At 69.3% G+C, this 18,711-nt stretch carries 17 protein-coding genes; 11 read left to right on the top strand and 6 right to left on the bottom strand.

The window, feature by feature from the left end:
- Positions 1-21 precede the first annotated feature (21 nt).
- From C882_RS01955 to C882_RS01945, 3 genes are all read left to right on the top strand, one after another.
- Complete coding sequence (locus tag C882_RS01955) at positions 22-795, top strand: endonuclease/exonuclease/phosphatase family protein (protein ID WP_009538847.1); 774 nt, start codon at positions 22-24, stop codon at positions 793-795.
- Positions 792-3,689 (top strand): ATP-binding protein, encoded by a 2,898-nt coding sequence (locus tag C882_RS01950; RefSeq protein ID WP_009538846.1) that lies wholly within the window; start codon positions 792-794, stop codon positions 3,687-3,689. Before C882_RS01955 ends, C882_RS01950 begins: the two co-directional genes overlap by 4 nt.
- A gap of 62 nt (positions 3,690-3,751) precedes the next feature.
- A complete protein-coding gene (locus C882_RS01945; protein WP_009538845.1) occupies positions 3,752-4,456 on the top strand; it encodes a response regulator in 705 nt (234 codons plus the stop codon).
- A 489-nt stretch (positions 4,457-4,945) separates the two neighbouring features.
- Here C882_RS01945 and C882_RS01940 read toward each other — a convergent pair whose 3' ends face one another.
- From C882_RS01940 to C882_RS01930, 3 genes are all read right to left on the bottom strand, one after another.
- Positions 4,946-5,398, bottom strand: a complete 453-nt coding sequence (locus tag C882_RS01940; RefSeq protein ID WP_009538844.1) for an iron-sulfur cluster assembly scaffold protein — start codon at positions 5,396-5,398, stop codon at positions 4,946-4,948.
- Positions 5,399-5,573: 175 nt separating this feature from the next.
- Entirely contained in the window at positions 5,574-6,146 is a 573-nt protein-coding gene (locus C882_RS01935; protein WP_051999931.1) for a c-type cytochrome, read from the bottom strand.
- Positions 6,147-6,219: 73 nt separating this feature from the next.
- Entirely contained in the window at positions 6,220-7,575 is a 1,356-nt protein-coding gene (locus C882_RS01930) for a glutamine synthetase family protein (protein WP_009538842.1), read from the bottom strand.
- Positions 7,576-7,943: 368 nt separating this feature from the next.
- Between C882_RS01930 and C882_RS01925 the strand changes: the two genes are divergently transcribed.
- The 7 genes from C882_RS01925 to C882_RS01895 all read left to right on the top strand — a co-directional run bounded on the left by C882_RS01925 (position 7,944) and on the right by C882_RS01895 (position 14,116).
- The gene (locus C882_RS01925) at positions 7,944-8,918 is read left to right on the top strand and encodes a calcium/sodium antiporter (RefSeq protein WP_009538841.1); all 975 of its coding nucleotides are present in this window, start codon (positions 7,944-7,946) and stop codon (positions 8,916-8,918) included.
- A complete protein-coding gene (locus tag C882_RS01920; protein ID WP_009538840.1) occupies positions 8,915-9,715 on the top strand; it encodes an SDR family oxidoreductase in 801 nt (266 codons plus the stop codon). Before C882_RS01925 ends, C882_RS01920 begins: the two co-directional genes overlap by 4 nt.
- Positions 9,716-9,849: 134 nt before the next feature.
- On the top strand, positions 9,850-10,275 hold the full coding sequence (gene folB, locus C882_RS01915) for a dihydroneopterin aldolase (protein ID WP_009538839.1): 426 nt from the start codon (positions 9,850-9,852) through the stop codon (positions 10,273-10,275).
- Positions 10,276-10,760: 485 nt separating this feature from the next.
- A complete protein-coding gene (gene uvrC, locus C882_RS01910) occupies positions 10,761-12,713 on the top strand; it encodes an excinuclease ABC subunit UvrC (RefSeq protein ID WP_083875668.1) in 1,953 nt (650 codons plus the stop codon).
- A gap of 65 nt (positions 12,714-12,778) precedes the next feature.
- On the top strand, positions 12,779-13,390 hold the full coding sequence (gene pgsA, locus C882_RS01905; protein WP_009538837.1) for a CDP-diacylglycerol--glycerol-3-phosphate 3-phosphatidyltransferase: 612 nt from the start codon (positions 12,779-12,781) through the stop codon (positions 13,388-13,390).
- The gene (moaD, locus tag C882_RS01900) at positions 13,387-13,641 is read left to right on the top strand and encodes a molybdopterin converting factor subunit 1 (protein WP_009538836.1); all 255 of its coding nucleotides are present in this window, start codon (positions 13,387-13,389) and stop codon (positions 13,639-13,641) included. The genes pgsA and moaD overlap by 4 nt, the downstream gene beginning before the upstream one ends.
- A 4-nt stretch (positions 13,642-13,645) precedes the next feature.
- Positions 13,646-14,116 carry a molybdenum cofactor biosynthesis protein MoaE gene (locus tag C882_RS01895; protein WP_009538835.1) on the top strand — a complete coding sequence of 157 codons (471 nt, stop codon included), beginning with the start codon at positions 13,646-13,648 and terminating at the stop codon, positions 14,114-14,116.
- On the opposite strand, the gene C882_RS01890 is transcribed toward C882_RS01895, so the two are convergent.
- The 3 genes from C882_RS01890 to xseA form a co-directional block, all read right to left on the bottom strand.
- Positions 14,113-14,448, bottom strand: a complete 336-nt coding sequence (locus C882_RS01890; RefSeq protein WP_009538834.1) for a DUF1801 domain-containing protein — start codon at positions 14,446-14,448, stop codon at positions 14,113-14,115. The two genes, C882_RS01895 and C882_RS01890, sit on opposite strands and share 4 nt — an antisense overlap.
- Positions 14,449-14,836: 388 nt before the next feature.
- Entirely contained in the window at positions 14,837-15,667 is an 831-nt protein-coding gene (locus C882_RS01885) for a M23 family metallopeptidase (protein ID WP_009538833.1), read from the bottom strand.
- Positions 15,667-17,322, bottom strand: coding sequence for an exodeoxyribonuclease VII large subunit (gene xseA / locus C882_RS01880; RefSeq protein WP_009538832.1), 1,656 nt, complete (start codon positions 17,320-17,322; stop codon positions 15,667-15,669). The genes C882_RS01885 and xseA overlap by 1 nt, the downstream gene beginning before the upstream one ends.
- Before the next feature lie 63 nt (positions 17,323-17,385).
- On the opposite strand from xseA, the gene purD reads away from it, so the two are divergent.
- Positions 17,386-18,660: a phosphoribosylamine--glycine ligase gene (gene purD / locus C882_RS01875; RefSeq protein WP_009538831.1), complete on the top strand. Its 1,275-nt coding sequence runs from the start codon at positions 17,386-17,388 to the stop codon at positions 18,658-18,660.
- Positions 18,661-18,711: the final 51 nt, after the last annotated feature.

The raw sequence follows: 18,711 nt of genomic DNA, 5'->3' as shown, positions 1-18,711 counted from the left end.
ACAGGAGAACGGAAAGCCGCCATGCGCCTGCGCGTCGCCACCTACAACATCCATTCCTGCATCGGCAACGACCGGGGCTACGATCCCGCGCGCATCGCCGAGGTGATCCTGGAGACGGGCGCCGACGTGGTGGGGCTGCAGGAGGTCGCCGCCAAGCCCGACCTGGACGGGGTGCCCGACCAGTTCTCCTATCTGGCCGAAGCGACGGGCATGACGGCCATCGCCGGGCCCAACGTGATCCTGCGGGAGAGCCGCTTCGGCAACGTGCTGCTGACCCGGTGGCCGGCGCTGGGCGTGCGCCGCGTCGACCTGTCCATCGCGCCCTACGAGCCGCGCGGCGCCGTGGTCGCCGACCTGTCGGTGCACGGACAGCGGCTGCGCGTCATCACCACCCATCTGGGCCTGAGGGTCTGGGAACGGGCGCGCCAGCATGCCACACTGGGCGACCTGATGGCCGCGCGCGGCGATGCGCCGGCCGTCATCATGGGCGACTTCAACAGCTGGTGGCCCGACATCGCGGCGCTGCGGCACCTGGGGCCGCGTTTCGGCTGCCGCCTGTCGCCCGCCAGCTTTCCGGCGCACCTGCCGTTCCTGGCGCTGGACCGGATCTGGACGGTGCCGGACACCTTCGCCGGGCCGGTGCGCGCCCACAAATCGCCCCTCGCACGCCAGGCCTCCGATCACCTGCCGGTGGTGGCGGACCTGGACCTGCCCGATCCCACCCCCTCGCGCGTTGAAGAGGACGAGGCCGACACCGCCGTGACCATCGCAAGCCGCCGGACCATCGAGGCATGACAACCGAGCGCCCGCAGGACAGCCGCCCCGCCGCCATCGGCGCCCACGAGCCGCCGCGCCCGGCCTCGCCGCCGTTCGCCGCGGCGTCGCCGGCTGCGGACGAGCGGGGGCCGCGGGACGACACTGGCCACCACGGCCCGGCTGCCGCCGCCGCGGCGCTGGAGGAGGATCATGCCGGCCGCCGCGGGCGCCTCAAGCTGTTCCTGGGCGTAGCGCCGGGCGCCGCGACCGTGCCGACGGTGCTGGCGGCCCACATCGACACCATCCACCGCCTGCGCCGCGAGGCGCCCGACCGCGCCCAACGGCCGGTCATCGGTCTTCTCATGCCCGGCGACCTGCGCGACCTGCCGGCGGAAATCCAGGACAGCGACGCGATGATCGTGCGCTGCGACAATCCCGACGACCTGCTGCGCCACGACCCCGACGTGGTGGTCATCAAGGGCCTGCGCGGCATCAACCGCCAGATCGCCCGGCTGGACACCGGCGCAAGCTCGCCCATCGACGCGATCCTGGACCGCGGCATCGACGTCTACTGCGCCCTGTCGGCGGCGCACCTGGACGGGGCGCGCGACCGCATCGGCGTGCTGGCGCTGATCCCGCGCGAGGACAGCCTGCCCGAAACCCTGCTGGAGAAGGCCGACCAGATCGAACTGGTCGACGCCGCGCCCGAGGACCTGGCCGAGCGGTTCGAGAGCCGCAGCCTCATGCTCTCGGACGACGACTACGAGACGCTGGCCCCCATCTACGCCGTCGACTGCCTGACGCTGCTGCGCGAGACCGCCATCGGCGTCACCGCGCGGCACGTGCACCGCCAGTCGCTGGAACAGTGGTCGGAAGGCGCGGGCGTGGACGCCGAGACGCCGGCCGTGGAGCCGGAGCCGCCGCCGCGCATCCTGGTGCTGCTGTCCGACGTCGGCCGGCCCGAGCGCCTGGTGCAGGACGGCCACCGCCTGGCCGACCGCAACGGCGCGGCGTGGTTCGTCGCCTATGTGGACACCGCCTGGAACCATCGCCTGCCCCAGGCCATCCAGCGCGAGGTGACGGAAAGCCTGCACCTGGCCGATCACCTGGGGGCCGAGGTGGTGCCGCTGGGCGGGCCGGACCTGCTCGAGGAAGTCAGCGAATTCATCCGCACCCACCGCATCACCGAGGTGGTGGTCGCCCGGCCGCCGGTGCGCGGCCTGCGCCGGCTGTGGCGGCGCCCCTTCGCCGACCAGCTGCTGGAGCGCTTTCGGAACCTGGGCGTGCACATCGTCCCCGGGCCGGAAATGACCGTGGACGCCTTCGCCCTGCCCTGGCGCATCGACGAGGGGCGGCCGTGGTTCCACGAATACCTGGCCGGCGCCGTCGCCGCCTGCATGGCCGCCGGACTGATCAAGGTGCTGGACCCCCTGCTGCCGGCGGAAAGCCTGTCCATAATCATGCTGATGGCGGTGGTCTACGCCGCCACCGCCTACGGGTTCGCCTCGGCCCTGTTCACGTCGGTGCTGGGGCTGGCGATGTTCAACTTCTTCTTCGTCGAGCCCCAGTTCGCCCTCACGCCCGACAGGCCGGAGCAGATATTCCAGCTTGCCATCTACCTGGTCCTGGCCGCCATCGCCGCCAACCTGGCCGGGCGCCTGCACGACCAGGCCCAGGCGGCGCGGCGGCGCGAGCGGCACACCGGCGCGCTCTACCACCTGTCGCGCGAGATCGCCGCCACCTCCGACCCCGCCAAGGTGATGTCTGCCATCTCGGCGCAGATGCGCGACCTGTTGAACGTCAACGTGATGATCCTGCTGCCCCGGCGCATGGTGGCCGAGGCCGATCCCGGCCCCACGGGATCGGACGAGGAGGCCGAGGAACTGTGCGCCGCCTGGCCCGAGGGCGGCACGCTGGACGAGGAAGCCTGGCGCATCGCCTCGTGGGTGCGCCGCTACGGCGAGCCCGCCGGGCGCGGCACCACCGTCCACAGCAACGCCGGCTACCTGTTCCAGCCCCTGCGCACGGGCGGCGGCGTCATCGGCGTTCTGGTGGTGGAGGCCGCCGACCCCATGATCCTGCGCCGCGCCAGCTTCCGCCGCCAGCTCGACAGCCTGGCCGGGTTCTCCGCCGTGGCGGTGGAGCGCATGCACCTGAACCGCGAGGTGGAAACGGTGCGCGTGGTGGCCGAGACCGAGTCCATGCGCTCGGCCCTCCTGTCGTCGCTGAGCCACGACCTGCGCACGCCGCTGGCCTCCATCATCGGGTCAACGAGCAGCCTGCTGACCTACGGCCGGTCCTATTCCGAGGACGTGCAGCGCGACCTTCTCAAGACCGTGCTGGAAGAGGCCGAACGCCTCAACCGCTTCGTCGGCAACCTGCTGCAGATGACCAAGCTGGAAGCCGGCGCCACCGTCCCCAAGCCGCAGTGGACCGACCTGGACGACCTGGTGGGCACGACGCTGGAGCGCATGGAGGGGCGGCTTGAAAAGGTGCACGTGGCGCTGGACATTCCGCCCATGCTGCCGCTGTTCCAGGTGGATTTCGTGCTCATGGAGCACGTGCTGATGAACCTGATCGACAACGCGGTGAAATACTCGCCCGTGGGCTCGACCATCACCATCCGCGGACATGCCGAGGACGGATGGATCGTCATCGAGATCACCGACGAAGGCATCGGCATTCCGGCGGAGCACTGCGCGCGCATTTTCGACAAGTTCTTCCGCGTCTACTCGCGCGACCGGGTGGTGGCCGGCACCGGCCTCGGCCTTGCCATCTGCAAGGGGATCGTGGAAGGTCACGGCGGCACCATCGAAGCGGAAAGCGACGGCGAGAACGGCAGCACCTTCCGCGTGCGCCTGCCGGTCCGCACGCCCACGGCCGCTGATCTGGAGGGGGTCGACGCACCGCCGGAACACCTGCCCGCTGACTGACCGGGCCAAGCCGTTCAAGAGACCTGGACCAAAAGCAAGACCAACCGGAGACATCCGCCGCCATGCCCAACGACGCAACGGGAACCGCCAAAGTCCTCATCGTCGACGACGAACCGCAGATCCGCCGCTTCCTCAAGGCCAGCCTGACCGCCCACGGCTATCAGGTGGTCGAGGCCGAGGATGCCAACTCGGCCATCAAGGCGGCGACGGTGGAAAAGCCGGACCTGACGGTGCTGGACCTGGGACTGCCCGACATGGACGGCATGGAGGTGATCGAGCGGGTGCGCGAGTGGTCGTCCATGCCGATCATCGTGCTGTCGGTGCGCTCGGACGAAAGCGACAAGGTGGGCGCCCTGGACCGGGGTGCGAACGACTACATCACCAAGCCGTTCGGCATGGCGGAACTGATGGCCCGCATGCGCGCCGCCCTGCGCCACATCGGGCCCGAGGCCAACGACGACCCGGTGCTGGAGACCGATCGGGTGAGCATCGACCTCGCCAAGCGGCTGGTGACGGTGGACGGGGCGCCGGTGAAACTGTCGCGCAAGGAATACGACCTGCTGCGCGCGCTCGCCCAGCACCCCGGCAAGGTCATCACCCACCAGCAGCTGCTCCGCGACATCTGGGGCGAGGCCTATGTGGAGGAAACGCAGTACCTGCGGGTCTATATCGGCCAGTTGCGCCAGAAGCTGGAGGCCGACCCCTCCCGCCCCCGCCTCATCATCACCGAGCCGGGGGTGGGGTACCGGTTGCAGATTTCGGTGTGACGGGAGCGGTTCACGCGCGTGGGTGATTAAGAATAGACCGTCAAACCTGGGAAAGAGGCTGCCAGGAATTGGCGAGGACGGCGTGGGCGCTTGGCAAATCGTCTGGCACGGTGCGTGGATTCCTGCTTTCTCAGGAATGACGGTCAGTTTTACTTCATAAAAGAAGACCGAAACCGCCCCCTGCGAAAGAGGGTGTCAAGAAATCGGCTGGCTGCCGGCACAGGCGTCGCCAGGGCGGCTGACGGAGTGCGTGACCCCCTGCTTCCGCAGGGGCGACGGTTTTTTTAACCTGTTGTTATAGAGTGAAAAATACTCGTCATTCCCGCGAAAGCGGGAACCCACATGCAACGCCAGACACCCTGCCGCGCTCCCTCTGGTGAGGGTCCACCGTTTCTTTACAGCCTCGAAAGCAGGGGGCCACATCCGCTGCCAGCCGTCCTGCGCTTGCGTCTTGCAGTTGGCAGCTGAATCAACAACCCGCCACCACCCCTACCCCCGCTTCGCCCGCGCGTCATCCAGCGCGGCGCGCAGGGCGTCGAAGGGCAGCATGACCGAGCCGTGGCGGCTTTTCAGGTCGCGGACGAGGCGCAGGTATTCCAGCTCCTGCCAGTCGCCGCCGGGCAGGGGACCGTCTTCCTTGAGCATGGCGCGCATGGCCTCGGCCACCTGGTCCAGTTCCTCGACGGAGCGGCCGACGGCGTTGGCGGCCAGGATGGCCGTCGCCGCCTCGCCCAGGGCGCAGGCGCGCACGGCGTAACCGAAACCGGTCAGGCGGTCGGCATCGTCCAACGCGACGTCGACCGTGATGCGACTGCCGCACAGACGGCTTACCTTTTCCGCCGAGGCGTCCGGGCTCTCAAGACGGCGGTCCTCCCGCACCTGACGGGAGTATTCCTTCAGCTTGTCGCTGAACAGGTCGATCATGGCGGTTTCGGAACTCATCCCCACCCCGGGTCATGCTGAGCAAAGGCTGACGGCAACGGCGGCAGTCTACACCACCCCTGCCCAACATGGGGAGATGGCGCGCACGGCGCATCCCCCGCCCCCGCGCGGCTGCGGCGGCCTTGCGGCGGTGCCCCCCGGCCGGCCGGCGGCCCGACCGAGGATGCGGGAGGCCCTATTCCGGGTCCTGCCCGCCGCCGGCGTCCTCGCCGCCGCGGTCCATGCCCTCGCCCCCATGCCCATCGGGCCCGGCCGTCAGCTCCTTGTAGCGGGCGGCGTCGACGTCGGGGTAGGCCTCCACGAAGGCGGTGATGTCCCACAACTCCTCGGCCTCCTCGAAGGGGCCCCAGGCGGGCATGCCGGTCATCTTGAAGCCGTTGTCCAGGATCCAGTAGATGGACGCCGGCGCCCAGAACTCGGCCACATGGCCCATTTCCGGCGGCTTGGGCATCATGTGTTCGGCGAACTCGAACGCCTTGATACCCGGGGCGCCGTGGCAGGCGACGCACTTCTCGTCGTAGGCCTTGGCGCCGGCGGCGATCCGCTCCGGCGAGGCCAGGTCGCCAGGCACCTGGATGTCCTCTGCGCGGGTGCGCACGGCGTTCACCCGCGTGGTCGCCAGCGCCCACCGGACCAGGCCCGTGTGAGCGTCGGTGGCGGCCACGTTGTAGGCGCCGGTGAACATGATCGCCACCGCGATGGCGAGCAGCACGAGCAGAGTGGCGATGACGGTGCCGACGATTTTCATGGCGCGCTCCGGCGTTGCAGAAGGGGTTCCTTCTGCAACGCCGTCGCGCATCCCGCTGTTCCAGATGGCGGCCCTAGAGGTACCAGGCGAACTCGTGCGGGGTGATGACGCTCTGGAACTTCTCCAGTTCCGCCGTCTTGGTGGCGTGGTAGAGGCCCAGGTATTCGGCCCCCAGATAGCCGGGAAGCACCTCCGCCCCCTCCAGCCGCGCCAGCGCCGAGCGCCAGGTCCACGGCACGTCCGGGTCCAGATGTTCGCCGGCGTTGCCGGTATTGGCCGGCCCGGGATCGATCCTGCTGGTGATGCCGTGGTGGGCGCCCGCCATTACCGCGGCCAGCGCCAGGTACGGGTTGGCGTCGGCGCCGCAGACGCGGTGCTCCACCCGCCGCGTCGGCCCCGCACCGGCGGGCACGCGGAAGGCGACGGAGCGGTTGTTGACGCCCCAGGTGCGTCCCACCGGCACGTAGAGGTTCGGCGCGAACCGGCGGTAGCCGTTGGCGTTGGGGGAGAACAGCGCCATGCCCTCGGCCATGGTCGCCTGCATGCCGCCGATGGCCCAGCGCAGCATCTCGCTGCCCGTGTCGGAGCCGTCGTCGAACAGGTTGTTGCCCTGCTCGTCGCACAGCGACAGGTGGATGTGCAGCCCGTTGCCCGCCATGTGGGTGAAGGGCTTGGACATGAAGGTCGCCTCGAACCCGTGCTTCTCCGCCACGCCCATGACGACGCGCTTGAGCAGGCTGGCGTGATCGGCCGCCGCGACGCCGTCGGAGACGTGCCGCAGGTTGACCTCGAACTGGCCTGGCGCGTATTCGCTGGACGCCGTGTAGCAGGGCACGCCCTGGACGTTGCAGGCGTATTCGATGTCGCGCAGCACGGCGGCGTAGGATTCGATCTCCCACATGCCGTAGACCTGGGTGTTCTTGTCGCGCTGGCCGGTGTCGGGCGCGATGGGGAACTGCGGGCCGCCGTCCGACATGCGCTCGCGGTCGATAAGATAGAACTCAAGCTCAAGCGCCGTGACCGGGTGCAGGCCGTCGTCGCGCAGGCGCTTCTCCACGCCCTGCAGCACCACGCGCGGGTCCAGGAAGCTGGCCGAGCCGTCCTGCTCCGTCATGGTCAGCAGCACCTGGGCCGAGGGCACGCGCGCCCAGGGCACGCGCTTGAGCGTCCCCGGCACCGGCACGGCGATGCCGTCCGGATCGCCGTCCGAAAACCCGCGCCCGCCGGCGTCCGGGCAATCGCCGGTGACGTCGAGCAGGAAGACGCTGAAGGGGATCTGCATGCCGTTCTCGTACAGGCCCTTGGCGTCCTGGCGCGGATAGCGTTTGCCGCGGACGATGCCGCACAGGTCGAACAGGATCGCGTCGACGTATTCCACGTCCGGATGATCGGCCAGGAAACTGGTCAGTTCCTCGACACCGGCTTTCATGATGGGGAAACTCCCTGTCGGCTGCCTTGATGGGCCGCGACGGCCGGAGCGTCGCATATGTCGAACACGCAAGCCGGCGCGGCACGCTTTGTTATCGGCCTCAAGGGTGGCCTGCCGCGTCTCGGGCTGTCAATCGGCTGGTGAATTTATTTGACAGAAGGGCCGGTCCCGGCGGCCTCTCGGCGGCCGCTCCCGCTTGACTTGCCGGTCCGTGGTGCCCATGGTTCCGGCACTTCGCCCTCTGCCTCCCTCAACCCGTCTGTTGGGCACGCGTTGAGGCACCGGGGCCTGTGCGCCGTGACCTTCCGCCGTCCCGCCGTCTCCGGCGGGCCCTCCGACCGAATGACCTCCGACGAGAGCAATATCCGATGCTGATGGACTGGGTGTTTTTCATCGCCGGCCTCGTGCTGCTTGTGGCCGCGGCCGAGGCGCTGGTGCGCGGCGCCGTCGCCATGGCCGACCGCCTGGGCATCTCGCCCCTGGTGATCGGCCTGACGGTGGTGGCCTTCGGCACCTCGGCGCCCGAGCTGGTGGTGGCCGTGCAGGCGGCCATGACCGGGGCCGGCGGCCTGGTCTACGGCAACGTCATCGGGTCGAACATCGCCAACATCATGCTGATCCTGGCCTTCGCGGCGCTGATCCAGCCGGTGCACGCCGAAATGAGGGCGTTCGCGCGCGAGTCGGTCGTGCTGATCGGCGCGTCGCTGGCCATGCTGTTCTTCATGTGGGGCTGGGGCGTCGTGCGCTGGGAAGGCGGCGTGATGCTGGCGGCCCTGGCGGCCTACCTGCTGTGGTCCTACTTCCGCGAGCGCAAGACATCGGCCGAGTCCCAGGCGGCGCTGGAAGAGGTGGAGGAGCTGTCCACCCTGCAGCACAAAAGCTGGGCGACCATCATCGGCGCCACCCTCATCGGCTTGGCCGGCGTCATCGGCGGCGCCCGGCTGCTGGTCATCGGCGCCACCTCCATTGCGCGCGACTGGGGCGTGCCGGAAGAGGTCATCGGCCTGACCATGGTCGCCATCGGCACGTCGCTGCCCGAGCTGGCGACGGCCGTCGCGGCGGCACTGAAGAAGCACAACGACGTGGCGCTCGGCAACGTGGTGGGCTCCAACGTCTTCAACATTCTGGGCGTCATGGGCGCGGCGGCGCTGGTGAAACCGTCCGCAACGCCGGTCCAGGTGATGCAGTTCGACGTATGGGTCATGCTGGCCGTCACCCTGCTGCTGGTGCCGTTCTTCCTGTCCGGCCGACAGTTGTCGCGGGCGGAGGGCGGCTTCCTGCTGGCGGGGTACACGGCCTATATCGCTGTCCTGTTCATCGGCGTGGATAAACTCTTCACATGACCAATACGCCTCGCAAGCCCAGCCCCTCGCCGCGCACGGTGCTGATCACGGGAAGCGCCAAGCGCATCGGCCGCGCCATCGCCCTGGACCTGGCCGACCACGGCTGGGACGTCGCCGTGCACTACCGCTCCGACCCCGAGGAGGCCGACGCCGTCTGCGCCGAAATCGAGGCCCGGGGCCGCCGCGCCGTCGCCCTGCGGGCCGACCTGGGCCGCGAGGCCGACGTGGCCGGCCTGGTGGAGCAGGCCGCCGCGGCGCTGGGGCCGCTGGGGGCGCTGGTCAACAATGCGTCCGTCTTCGAATACGACGACTGGAACGGCGCGACGCGCGAGTCGTGGGACCTCCACATGGAGGCCAACCTGCGGGCGCCCTTCGTGCTGACCCAGGCCTTTGCCCGGCAGGTGGAGGCACCGAACCACGGCTGCGTCGTCAACATCATTGACGAGCGGGTGTGGAACCTCACCCCGCACTTCGTCACCTACACCCTGTCCAAGGCGGGGCTGTGGACCCTGACGCAGACGCTGGCCCTGGCGCTCGCGCCGCGCATCCGCGTCAACGCCATCGGCCCCGGCCCGACCCTGCCCAGCCCCCGCCAAAGCCAGGAACAGTTCGACGCGCAAAGCGCCTCCATGCCGCTGGAACGGGGGACGACGCCCGAGGAGGTCTGCGACGCCGTGCGGTTTATCCTTGCAGCCCCGGCCATGACCGGGCAAATGATTGCCCTGGACGGCGGCCAGCACCTTGCCTGGAGCCAGGACCCGCACAACGGCAAGGGCCCCCAGTCCATCGCGGAGTAGGCTCCGGCGGAAGGGCGCCGGGGCCTGTCGCCCTGGCGGATCGGCCGGTCCGCCCTATATCGCGCCTTCCGCGCCGCCCGCCCGCGTGGCCGAGCCTTCCCGCCCGGCCGCCGCCGCGCCCTCAACCGGACCGGATGCCCATGCCCGCAACGCCCGTCGTCACGCCGTTTCCCTCCGCCATCGCCAGCGCCCAGTCCGGCCTGCGCCATGTGTTTCTGCGCGACCTGGTGGTGGTCGCCAGCATCGGCGTCTACAAGCACGAGCACGAGACGCCCCAGCGCGTGCGCATCAACCTGGACCTGGCCGTGCGCGAGGGCGAAGGGCCGCGCCATGACGACCTGGCGGAAGTGGTCTGCTACGAAAAGATCCGCGAGCGCGTGCGCGACGTGGTGCTCGACCGCCACGTCAATCTGGTGGAAACCATGGCCGAACGGATCGCGGAAAGCTGCCTGACCGACCCCCGCATCCGCTCCGCGCGGGTGCGGGTGGAAAAGCTGGACGTGTTCGAGGACGTGACCTCGGTCGGCGTCGAAATCGAGCGCTTCAACACCCTTGCGTAATCGTTTGCGTGACGCCACACGGCGCCCGTACCGCGAGGCGCCGGCGGGTTGTGCGACATGATTCGCTACCAACGCGCGATCGGCTTAGACGGTTCCGCCTAAAGTTCGAACGAAAAGATTAGGGAAACCCGCCGATTCGCGCCGGCCCAGCCATCGAGTGCCGGGTTGTGCACAGGGCATGGGGACGGCTGCCAAACCGCAATATCCCTGTCAAGATGGAAGATCATGATCCCCTCGAACTTTCCGTAATGCAGGAAAATCAAGGGGTTCCGCTGTTCGCACATTTTTTGTGCAAGGCGGTGAGACTCCAAGAGTCCTGCGGGTCGGAGCGAGATGCCCCACAGCTATTCACAAAGTTATCCACAGGCTCCGTGGATATGTCGGACGGCGTAGATTTTTCCGCCTGATGCCCCCGTGTTCCACCCTGAGCGCGACCGCCTCCACCGACCGTTGACCCTGAAGAGCCCTTGACCAAGATTGCCGTCATGAGCGCGCCCGAGACCGACCAGAAAACCGCCGCCACGCCCGAAACCGAACCAGCCGCAGACATTCGGGTGGTGGACGCCGACCTTGCGCCGGACGAAGCGCCGGACGCCGTCTCGCGCGGGGTGGCCGTCATTTCGCGCACGCTGAAAACCCTGCCCGACAAGCCCGGCGTCTACCGCATGATGAACGCCAAGGGCGACGTGCTGTACGTGGGCAAGGCCAAGAACCTGAAGAAGCGCGTGGTGGCCTACACCCGCATCGCGCAGCTGCCCATGCGGCTCCAGCGCATGGTGACCGAGACGGCGGCGATGGAGATCGTCGTCACCAGCACCGAGGTCGAGGCGCTGCTGCTTGAGAGCAACTACATCAAGCGCCTCAAGCCCCGCTACAACATCCTCCTGCGCGACGACAAGAGCTTCCCCTACGTCGTGGTGACGGAAGGACACGACTACCCGCGCATCATCAAGCACCGCGGCGCCCGCAGCATCCCCGGCCAGTACTTCGGCCCCTTCGCCAGCGCCGGCGCGGTAAACCAGACGCTGACCCACCTGCAGAAGGCGTTCCTGCTGCGCACCTGCTCGGACAGCGTCTTCTCCAGCCGCACGCGGCCCTGCCTGCTGTATCAAATCAAGCGCTGCGCCGCGCCCTGCGTCGATCGCATCAGCCGCGAGCACTATGGCGAGCTGGTGGAGGAAAGCCGCGCCTTCCTGGCCGGCGAAAGCGCACGCATCCAGCAGGCCCTCGCCAAGCGCATGGAAGCGGCGTCGGAAAACCTGGAGTTCGAGGAAGCGGCCATGTACCGCGACCGCATCCGGGCGCTGACCCGCATCCAGAGCCACCAGGAAGTGAACCTGCCCAGCGCCCCGGACGCTGACGTCATGGCGATCCACCAGGCCGGCGGGCAGGCCTGCATCGAGGTGTTCTTCTTCCGCGCCGGGCAGAACTACGGCAACCGCGCCTACTTCCCCGCCCACAGCCAGGACGCCGAGCCCGGCGAGGTGCTGGAAGCCTTCATTGGCCAGTTCTACGACAACAAGGAGCCGCCGAAGGAGGTCCTGCTCAGCCACGACCTGCCGCAGGCCCCGCTCATGGCCGAAGCGCTGTCCGCCAAGGCGGAGCGCAAGGTGCGCCTGCACGTGCCCAAGCGCGGCGACCGCGCCGCCATGGTCGTCACCGCGCGCCGCAACGCCGAGGAAGCGCTCGGCCGCCGGCTGGCGGAAAGCTCCGCCCAGCGCAAGCTGCTGGACGGCGTGGCGGAGGTGTTCGACATGGAGCGCACGCCCGAGCGGATCGAGGTCTACGACAACAGCCACATCCAGGGGTCCAACGCCATCGGCGGCATGATCGTGGCCGGGCCCGAAGGCTTCATGAAGAACAGCTATCGCAAGTTCAACATCAAGAACGCCGAGGCCGCCGGCGACGACTACGCCATGATGCGCGAGGTGCTGACCCGCCGCTTCGCCCGCGCCATGAAGGAAGACCCCGACCGCGATCGCGGCCAGTGGCCCGACGTGGTGCTCATCGACGGCGGCCAGGGCCAGTTGAAGGTGGTGCAGGAGGTCTTCGACGACCTTGGCGTGGAGGACGTGACGCTGGTCTCCATCGCGAAAGGCCCGGACCGCGACGCCGGCCGCGAGCGTTTCTTCATGACGGGGCGGGAGCCGTTCCAGTTGCCCATGCGCCACCCGGTGCTCTACTTCCTCCAGCGCCTGCGCGACGAGGCGCACCGGTTCGCCATCGGCACCCACCGGGCGCGGCGGTCCAAGGACATCACGCGCACGGGGCTGGAGGACGTGCCCGGCATCGGCGCCCGGCGCAAGAAGGCGCTCTTGCACCACTTCGGCTCCGCCCGCGGGGTGCGCGAGGCGGCGCTGCGCGACCTGGAAAGCGTGGAGGGCATTTCCGCCGCGCTGGCGAGAAAGATTTATGACCACTTTCACCCGGAGGGGTGAGCAAGATAGGATGCCCGCACCCGCCGCCGGGGCACCAGACCGTCGACACCAGGAAGGGCCGACCCGTGTACACCTTGCCGAACATCCTCACCCTGTCCCGGATCGTGGTGATTCCGGTGGTGATCGGCCTGTTCTACGTGCCCGGTGACCTGGCCCGCTGGATTGCCTGCGGCCTGTTCGTCGCCGCCGCCGTGACGGACTGGTTCGACGGCTTCCTGGCCCGGCGCTGGAACCAAGTCAGCGCGCTCGGGCGCTTCCTGGACCCCATCGCCGACAAGCTGCTGGTCGCCGCCGTGCTGCTGCTGCTGGTGGGCTTCGACACCATGACGGTGTGGAGCTACCTGCCCGCCGCCGTCATCCTCTGCCGTGAAATCCTGGTCTCGGGCCTGCGGGAGTTCCTGGCGGAAATCCAGGTCAGCGTGCCCGTCACCAAGCTGGCGAAATGGAAGACCACCTTCCAACTGGTCGCCCTGACGCTGCTGATATTGGGCGAGGCTGCGCCCTGGGGCATTCCCGCCGTTCTGCTGGGCGAGATCGCGCTGTGGGTGGCGGCCGTGATGACCATCGTCACCGGCTGGGACTACCTGACCCACGGCCTCTACCACATGAAGGAAAGCGACCGCCGCGCCGCCGAGGAGGCCGCTCAACTGACCGAGGCCGAGGAGGCCGGAGAATGAAGATTCTCTATTTCGCCTGGCTGCGCGACACCATCGGCACCGGCCATGAAGACGTCTCGCCGCCCGCTGGCACGGTGGCGACGGTGGGTGACCTGATCGCCTGGCTGAAGGATCAGTCCCCGGCCCACGCCAAGGCCCTGGTCGACACCGACCGCCTGCGTTTCGCGGTGAACCAGGACTACGCCAAGCCCGACACGCCGGTGAAGGCCGGCGACGAGATCGCCTTCTTCCCTCCGGTGACGGGAGGCTGACGCCATGGCGGTGCGGGTCCAGCGCGAGGATTTCGACGTGGGCGCCGAAATGGCCGCCTTCTGCGCCGGGGATACGAGCGTGGGTGCCGTGGCGAGCTTCGTCGGCCTCGTCCGCGCCGACAAGACGGCCGAAGGGTCGGGCGCTGTCTCCGCCATGACCCTGGAACACTATCCCGGCATGACGGAACGCCAGCTGGAGGCCATTGAGGCCGACGCGCGCGAGCGCTGGCCGCTGCACGACGTGCTGGTGGTGCATCGGTACGGCCGGATGGAGCCGGGCGAGCGCATCGTGCTGGTGTTGACGGCCAGCAGCCACCGTCAGGCGGCGTTTGACGCCTGCGCCTTCCTCATGGACTGGCTGAAGACCAAGGCACCCTTCTGGAAGCTGGAAGAAACCCCGAACGGCGGCCGCTGGGTCGACGCGCGCGAAAGCGACGACGCGGCGGCGGCGCGGTGGGGCGGCGACGAGGGTTAAGCGGGCTCCGTCGCCAGCCTGACGGCCTGCGCCATGAACCCGGCGACGTCCTTGGCTTCGACGTCCTCCGCCGTCCGCAGCTTCACATGCCGCCGGTGCTTGCCCTTCCCTTCCAGATGCCCGGCTGGGTCCTCGAACCGCGCCCCGTGGGAGAATTCCAAGCTGGCATGGCCGTCGTAGACGAAGAAGCCGGCAAAGAGGGTCTTGGGGTTCCCCGCCTCCATCTCGAACACCCGCCCGCCATACATCGCCCGGCCCTTGGCGGAGGGCGCGGCGGCGGCGACGATCTCCTCGATCATGGCACCGATCTGTTCGGCCGTGGCGAAATCCATGAGGCGGCGCTCCCGCAGGTGGGGACGCCATGGATGGTACTGGCAATCGCGCGGAACGGGAAGCGACTTCGGCTGCCGCCGAGCGGGCTGCCGCCCGCACCCGCCTTCCCGCGAGGGCCACGGGCCCTCACACTCCCGATTTCGGCGGATGAAAGGCCGATCGGCGCTGGAGGTGGATCCCAGCCTTTGAGGGTGCAAAGTAATCGTGGATGTTCGGCGGCGGAGCGCGGCACGATGGTCGGCACTGTACGCGGATTCCTGCTTTCGCAGGAATGACGATCTCTAAATAGTTGTTACCTATGAAGTAATTACCGTCACCCCTGCGAAAGCAGGGGTCCACGTCAGACGCCCGCCATCCTGCTGCCTGCGCGCCGGGGGACCGCCGGACTCACCCGCCCTGCGCGGTCCGGCCCACCACCCCCAAAACCGTCTGCGGGTCCAGCCGGCGGTCGAACCAACTCACGCCGAAGTGCAGGTGCGGGCCCGTCGCGCGGCCGGTGGCGCCGACCTCGCCGATCTTCTGGCCCGCCGTCACCACGTCGCCCTCCGCCACGACCATGCGGCTCAGGTGGGCGTAGACGGATTGGACGCCGTGGCCGTGGTCGATCATCAGCGTCTGGCCGGTGAAGAACATGCCGTCATGCACCAGCGACACCACCCCAGGCCCCGCCGCCAAGACCGGACGGCCCGTTTCCGCCGCGTAGTCGGTGCCGGAGTGCGGACTGCGGGGCTCGCCGTTCAAAATCCGCTGGCTGCCGAAGACGCCCGAGACCACCGTATCCCCCTCCACCGGATGCACCCAGCCGGCGAACACATCGCCCGAGGCCCGGTCCACCGCGCGCACCTCGGCGATGGCGGCGGATTCGGTGCGGATTCGGGCGAGGAAGTCAGGGTCCGGCGTCACCTTCTTGGGCGGCAGACCATCGATGCGCTGCACGTCCCACTCCCGCGCCGCCACCGTCAGCGGCGTCACCACGCGGCTGCCGTCCGGCCCCGTCTCCACCAACTCCGCCGAGGGCTCGGCATCGCGGCCGAAGCCGATGACGAAGCGGCCTGCCTCGTCCACCCGCACCGGCTGGCCGTCCAGCGTCACCGCCGTGCCCGGCTGCGTCTGACCAAGCACAAGCGCCCCCTGCTCCACCGGGCCACTCAGGTCGGCGGCGTGAAGGGGCGCGGCGGACAGAAGCACCGCGAAGGCGGCGGCGAATAGGCAGCGCATCAGAACAGGCTCCCCTGGCGACCGTTGAACACAGGCTCCGGCGCGGCCGGCTTCTGCGCCTTGCGAGGGCGCAGGCGGGTCTTTCCCGGTTCCGGCTTCGGCTCCGGCGCTTTCTTCTTCCCCGAAGGCGCAGGCTCCGCCGCGCCCTCGCCGCGCACGGTGACCTCGGCGCGGCGCTCCTCCCGGAACTCCAGCGACCACACCGCGCCCGGCGCGGTGCCCGTCGGGTCCTCCACCACGCGGCCCTCGGCGTCGCGGACCAGCGCGAAGCCCCGGTTCAGCACGCTCTTATGGGAGCAGCTTTCCAGCAACCGGTCCTCGCGCTTCAGCGCATCGTCCCAGCCGCGCATCAGGCGGTCCATGTCGTCCCGCAGGGCGCGGCCCAGGCGCGCGGCCTCCTTCCCCGCGCGGTCGATGTCGGCGCGCAGGGGTTCGGGGCGCAGGCGGGCACCGGCGTGGAGGAGCGCCTGCTCCCGCTCGCTCAGGCGCTGGCGCATGCACTGGATCATGGAGCGGCCGGCGACCTCCACCCGGTGGGCGGCCATGTCCATCAGCTCGCGCGGGCTGCGCAGCCGCGCCACCGCCTCGCGCACCCGGCCGTCCAGGCCGTCGAACAGGCCGCGCGGGGCGTTGGCGAGGCGTTCCGCCCGGTCGTCGAGCCGCTGGGCGAAATCCTCCACCACGCGGGGCAGGTCGGGCAGGCCGCGCGCGCAGGCCTCCACCCGCACCCGCCGTTCCTCCAGCAGGCGGGAAACCGCGCCGTCCAGCCGGCTTTCCGCCTCCCGCACCGCGGCCAGCAGGTCGAGGCGCACCGGCACCGCCTTTTCCGCCGCGCCCGTGGGCGTGGGCGCGCGCAGGTCGGAGGCGTAGTCGATGAGCGTGGTGTCGGTCTCGTGCCCCACCGCCGAGATCAGCGGGATGTGACTGGCGGCGGCGGCGCGGACGACGCTTTCCTCGTTGAAGGCCATCAGGTCCTCCAGCGAGCCGCCACCACGCGCGACGATCAGCACGTCGGGCCTGGGCACCGGGCCGGAGCCGTCCGCCGGCAGGGCGTTGAAGCCGTTGATGGCGTTGGTCACCTGATCGGCCGCCGCATCGCCCTGCACGGCGACGGGCCACACCAGCACGTGACGCGGGAAACGGTCGGCGATGCGGTGGAGAATGTCGCGGATGACGGACCCGGTGGGCGAGGTCACCACGCCGATGACGCGCGGAAGGTAGGGGATCGGCCGCTTGCGCTCAGGCGCGAACAGCCCTTCCGCGGCGAGGCGCTTGCGGCGTTCCTCCAGCATCTTCAGCAGTGCGCCCTCGCCGGCCAGTTCCAGCGAGTCGATGACGATCTGATAGGACGAGCGGCCGGGATAGGTGGTCAGCTTTCCGACGGCGATGACCTCCAGCCCCTCTTCCGGGCGCAGCGTCAGGCGGCTCATGCTGGTGCGCCAGATGATGCCGTCCAGCACCGCCTGATCGTCCTTCAGCCGCATGTAGCAATGGCCCGAAGCCGCCACCTTGGGCTGGCTGATCTCGCCGCGCACGCGCACCCGGCCGTAGCTGTCCTCGACGGTGCGCTTCAGCGCCTGCGACAGCTCGCTGACCGAGTATTCCGGAACATTGGTGGCCGGGCCGCCGGGGCCGGGAGGATTGGGGCTCGTCATGGCCCGAACTTATGCTAAAACGCGGCCCCAGTGAATCACCGATCGACAGGGAGACGGCGGGCGATGAAGGTTCTGGTGGTGGGCTCCGGCGGACGGGAACATGCACTGTGCTGGAAGATCGCGCAGTCGAAGCAGTGCGAGGCGCTGTATTGCGCGCCCGGCAACGCCGGCATCGCCAGCGTCGCCACCTGCGTGCCCGTGAAGGCCGAGGACGTGCAGGGCCTCACCACCTGGGCGGTCGATAACGGCATGGACCTGGTGGTGGTCGGGCCGGAAGCGCCGCTGGTCGCCGGGCTGGTCGACAGCTTGCGCGCCGCCGGCATCAGCGCCTTCGGCCCCTCGCGCATGGCCGCCGAGCTTGAGGGCTCCAAGGGCGTGATGAAGGACGTGCTGGCCCGCCACAACGTGCCCACCGCCTGGTACGGCCGCTTCACCGACATCGACGTCGCCAAGAGATTCATCCGCGAGAAGGGTGCGCCCATCGTGGTGAAGACCGACGGACTGGCCGCCGGCAAGGGCGTCATCCTCTGCCAGACCGTGGACGAGGCCCTGCGAGCGGTCGACCAGATGATGGGCGACAAGATCTTCGGCGCCGCCGGCGACGAGGTGGTGATCGAGGAATTCCTCAACGGCGAGGAAGCCAGCTTCTTCGCCCTGGTCTCGGGCACGCAGGTGATCCCGCTGGGCGCGGCGCAGGACCACAAGGCCGTCGGCGAGGGCGACACCGGCCCCAACACCGGCGGCATGGGCGCCTACTCCCCGGCGCCGGTGGTCACGCCCGAGATGGAAGAGCGGATCATGCACGACTGCATCATCCCGACCGTCGAGGGCATGGCGAAGGACGGCCGCCCCTACACCGGCATCCTGTTCTGCGGCCTGATGATCGACGAGAAGGGACCGAAGGTCCTGGAATACAACGTCCGCTTCGGCGACCCGGAATGCCAGGCGTTGATGATGCGCCTGGACTCCGACCTGCTGCCCGTGCTGAAGGCCGCCGCCGACGGCAAGCTGGCGGACGTCGGCCCGCTGCGCTGGAAGGACCAGGCCGCGCTGGTCGTGGTGATGGCCGCCAACGGCTATCCCGGCGCCTATGAAAAGGGCACCGTCATCGGCGGCCTGGCCGAGGCCGGAGGGGTGGAGGGTGTGACCGTCTTCCACGCGGGCACGGCGGAGCAGGACGGCAAGGTGGTCGCCACCGGCGGCCGCGTGCTCGGCGTCACCGCCACGGGGCGGGACGTCGCGCAGGCCCAGGCACGGGCCTATGAGGCGGTGGACGCGCTGGACTGGCCGGACGGCTTCTGCCGCCGGGATATCGGCTGGCGCGCGGTGGGGCGCTGAGGCCTTTTCAACTTCAACTTGCATGAAGACCGCTCACCAGGGATGATCCTT

The sequence above is a fragment of the Caenispirillum salinarum AK4 genome, from assembly GCF_000315795.1.
Taxonomy (GTDB): domain Bacteria; phylum Pseudomonadota; class Alphaproteobacteria; order Rhodospirillales; family Rhodospirillaceae; genus Caenispirillum; species Caenispirillum salinarum.
The sequence above is the reverse complement of the archived record's forward strand: the minus strand, read 5'-3'. Positions and strand labels throughout refer to the sequence as shown.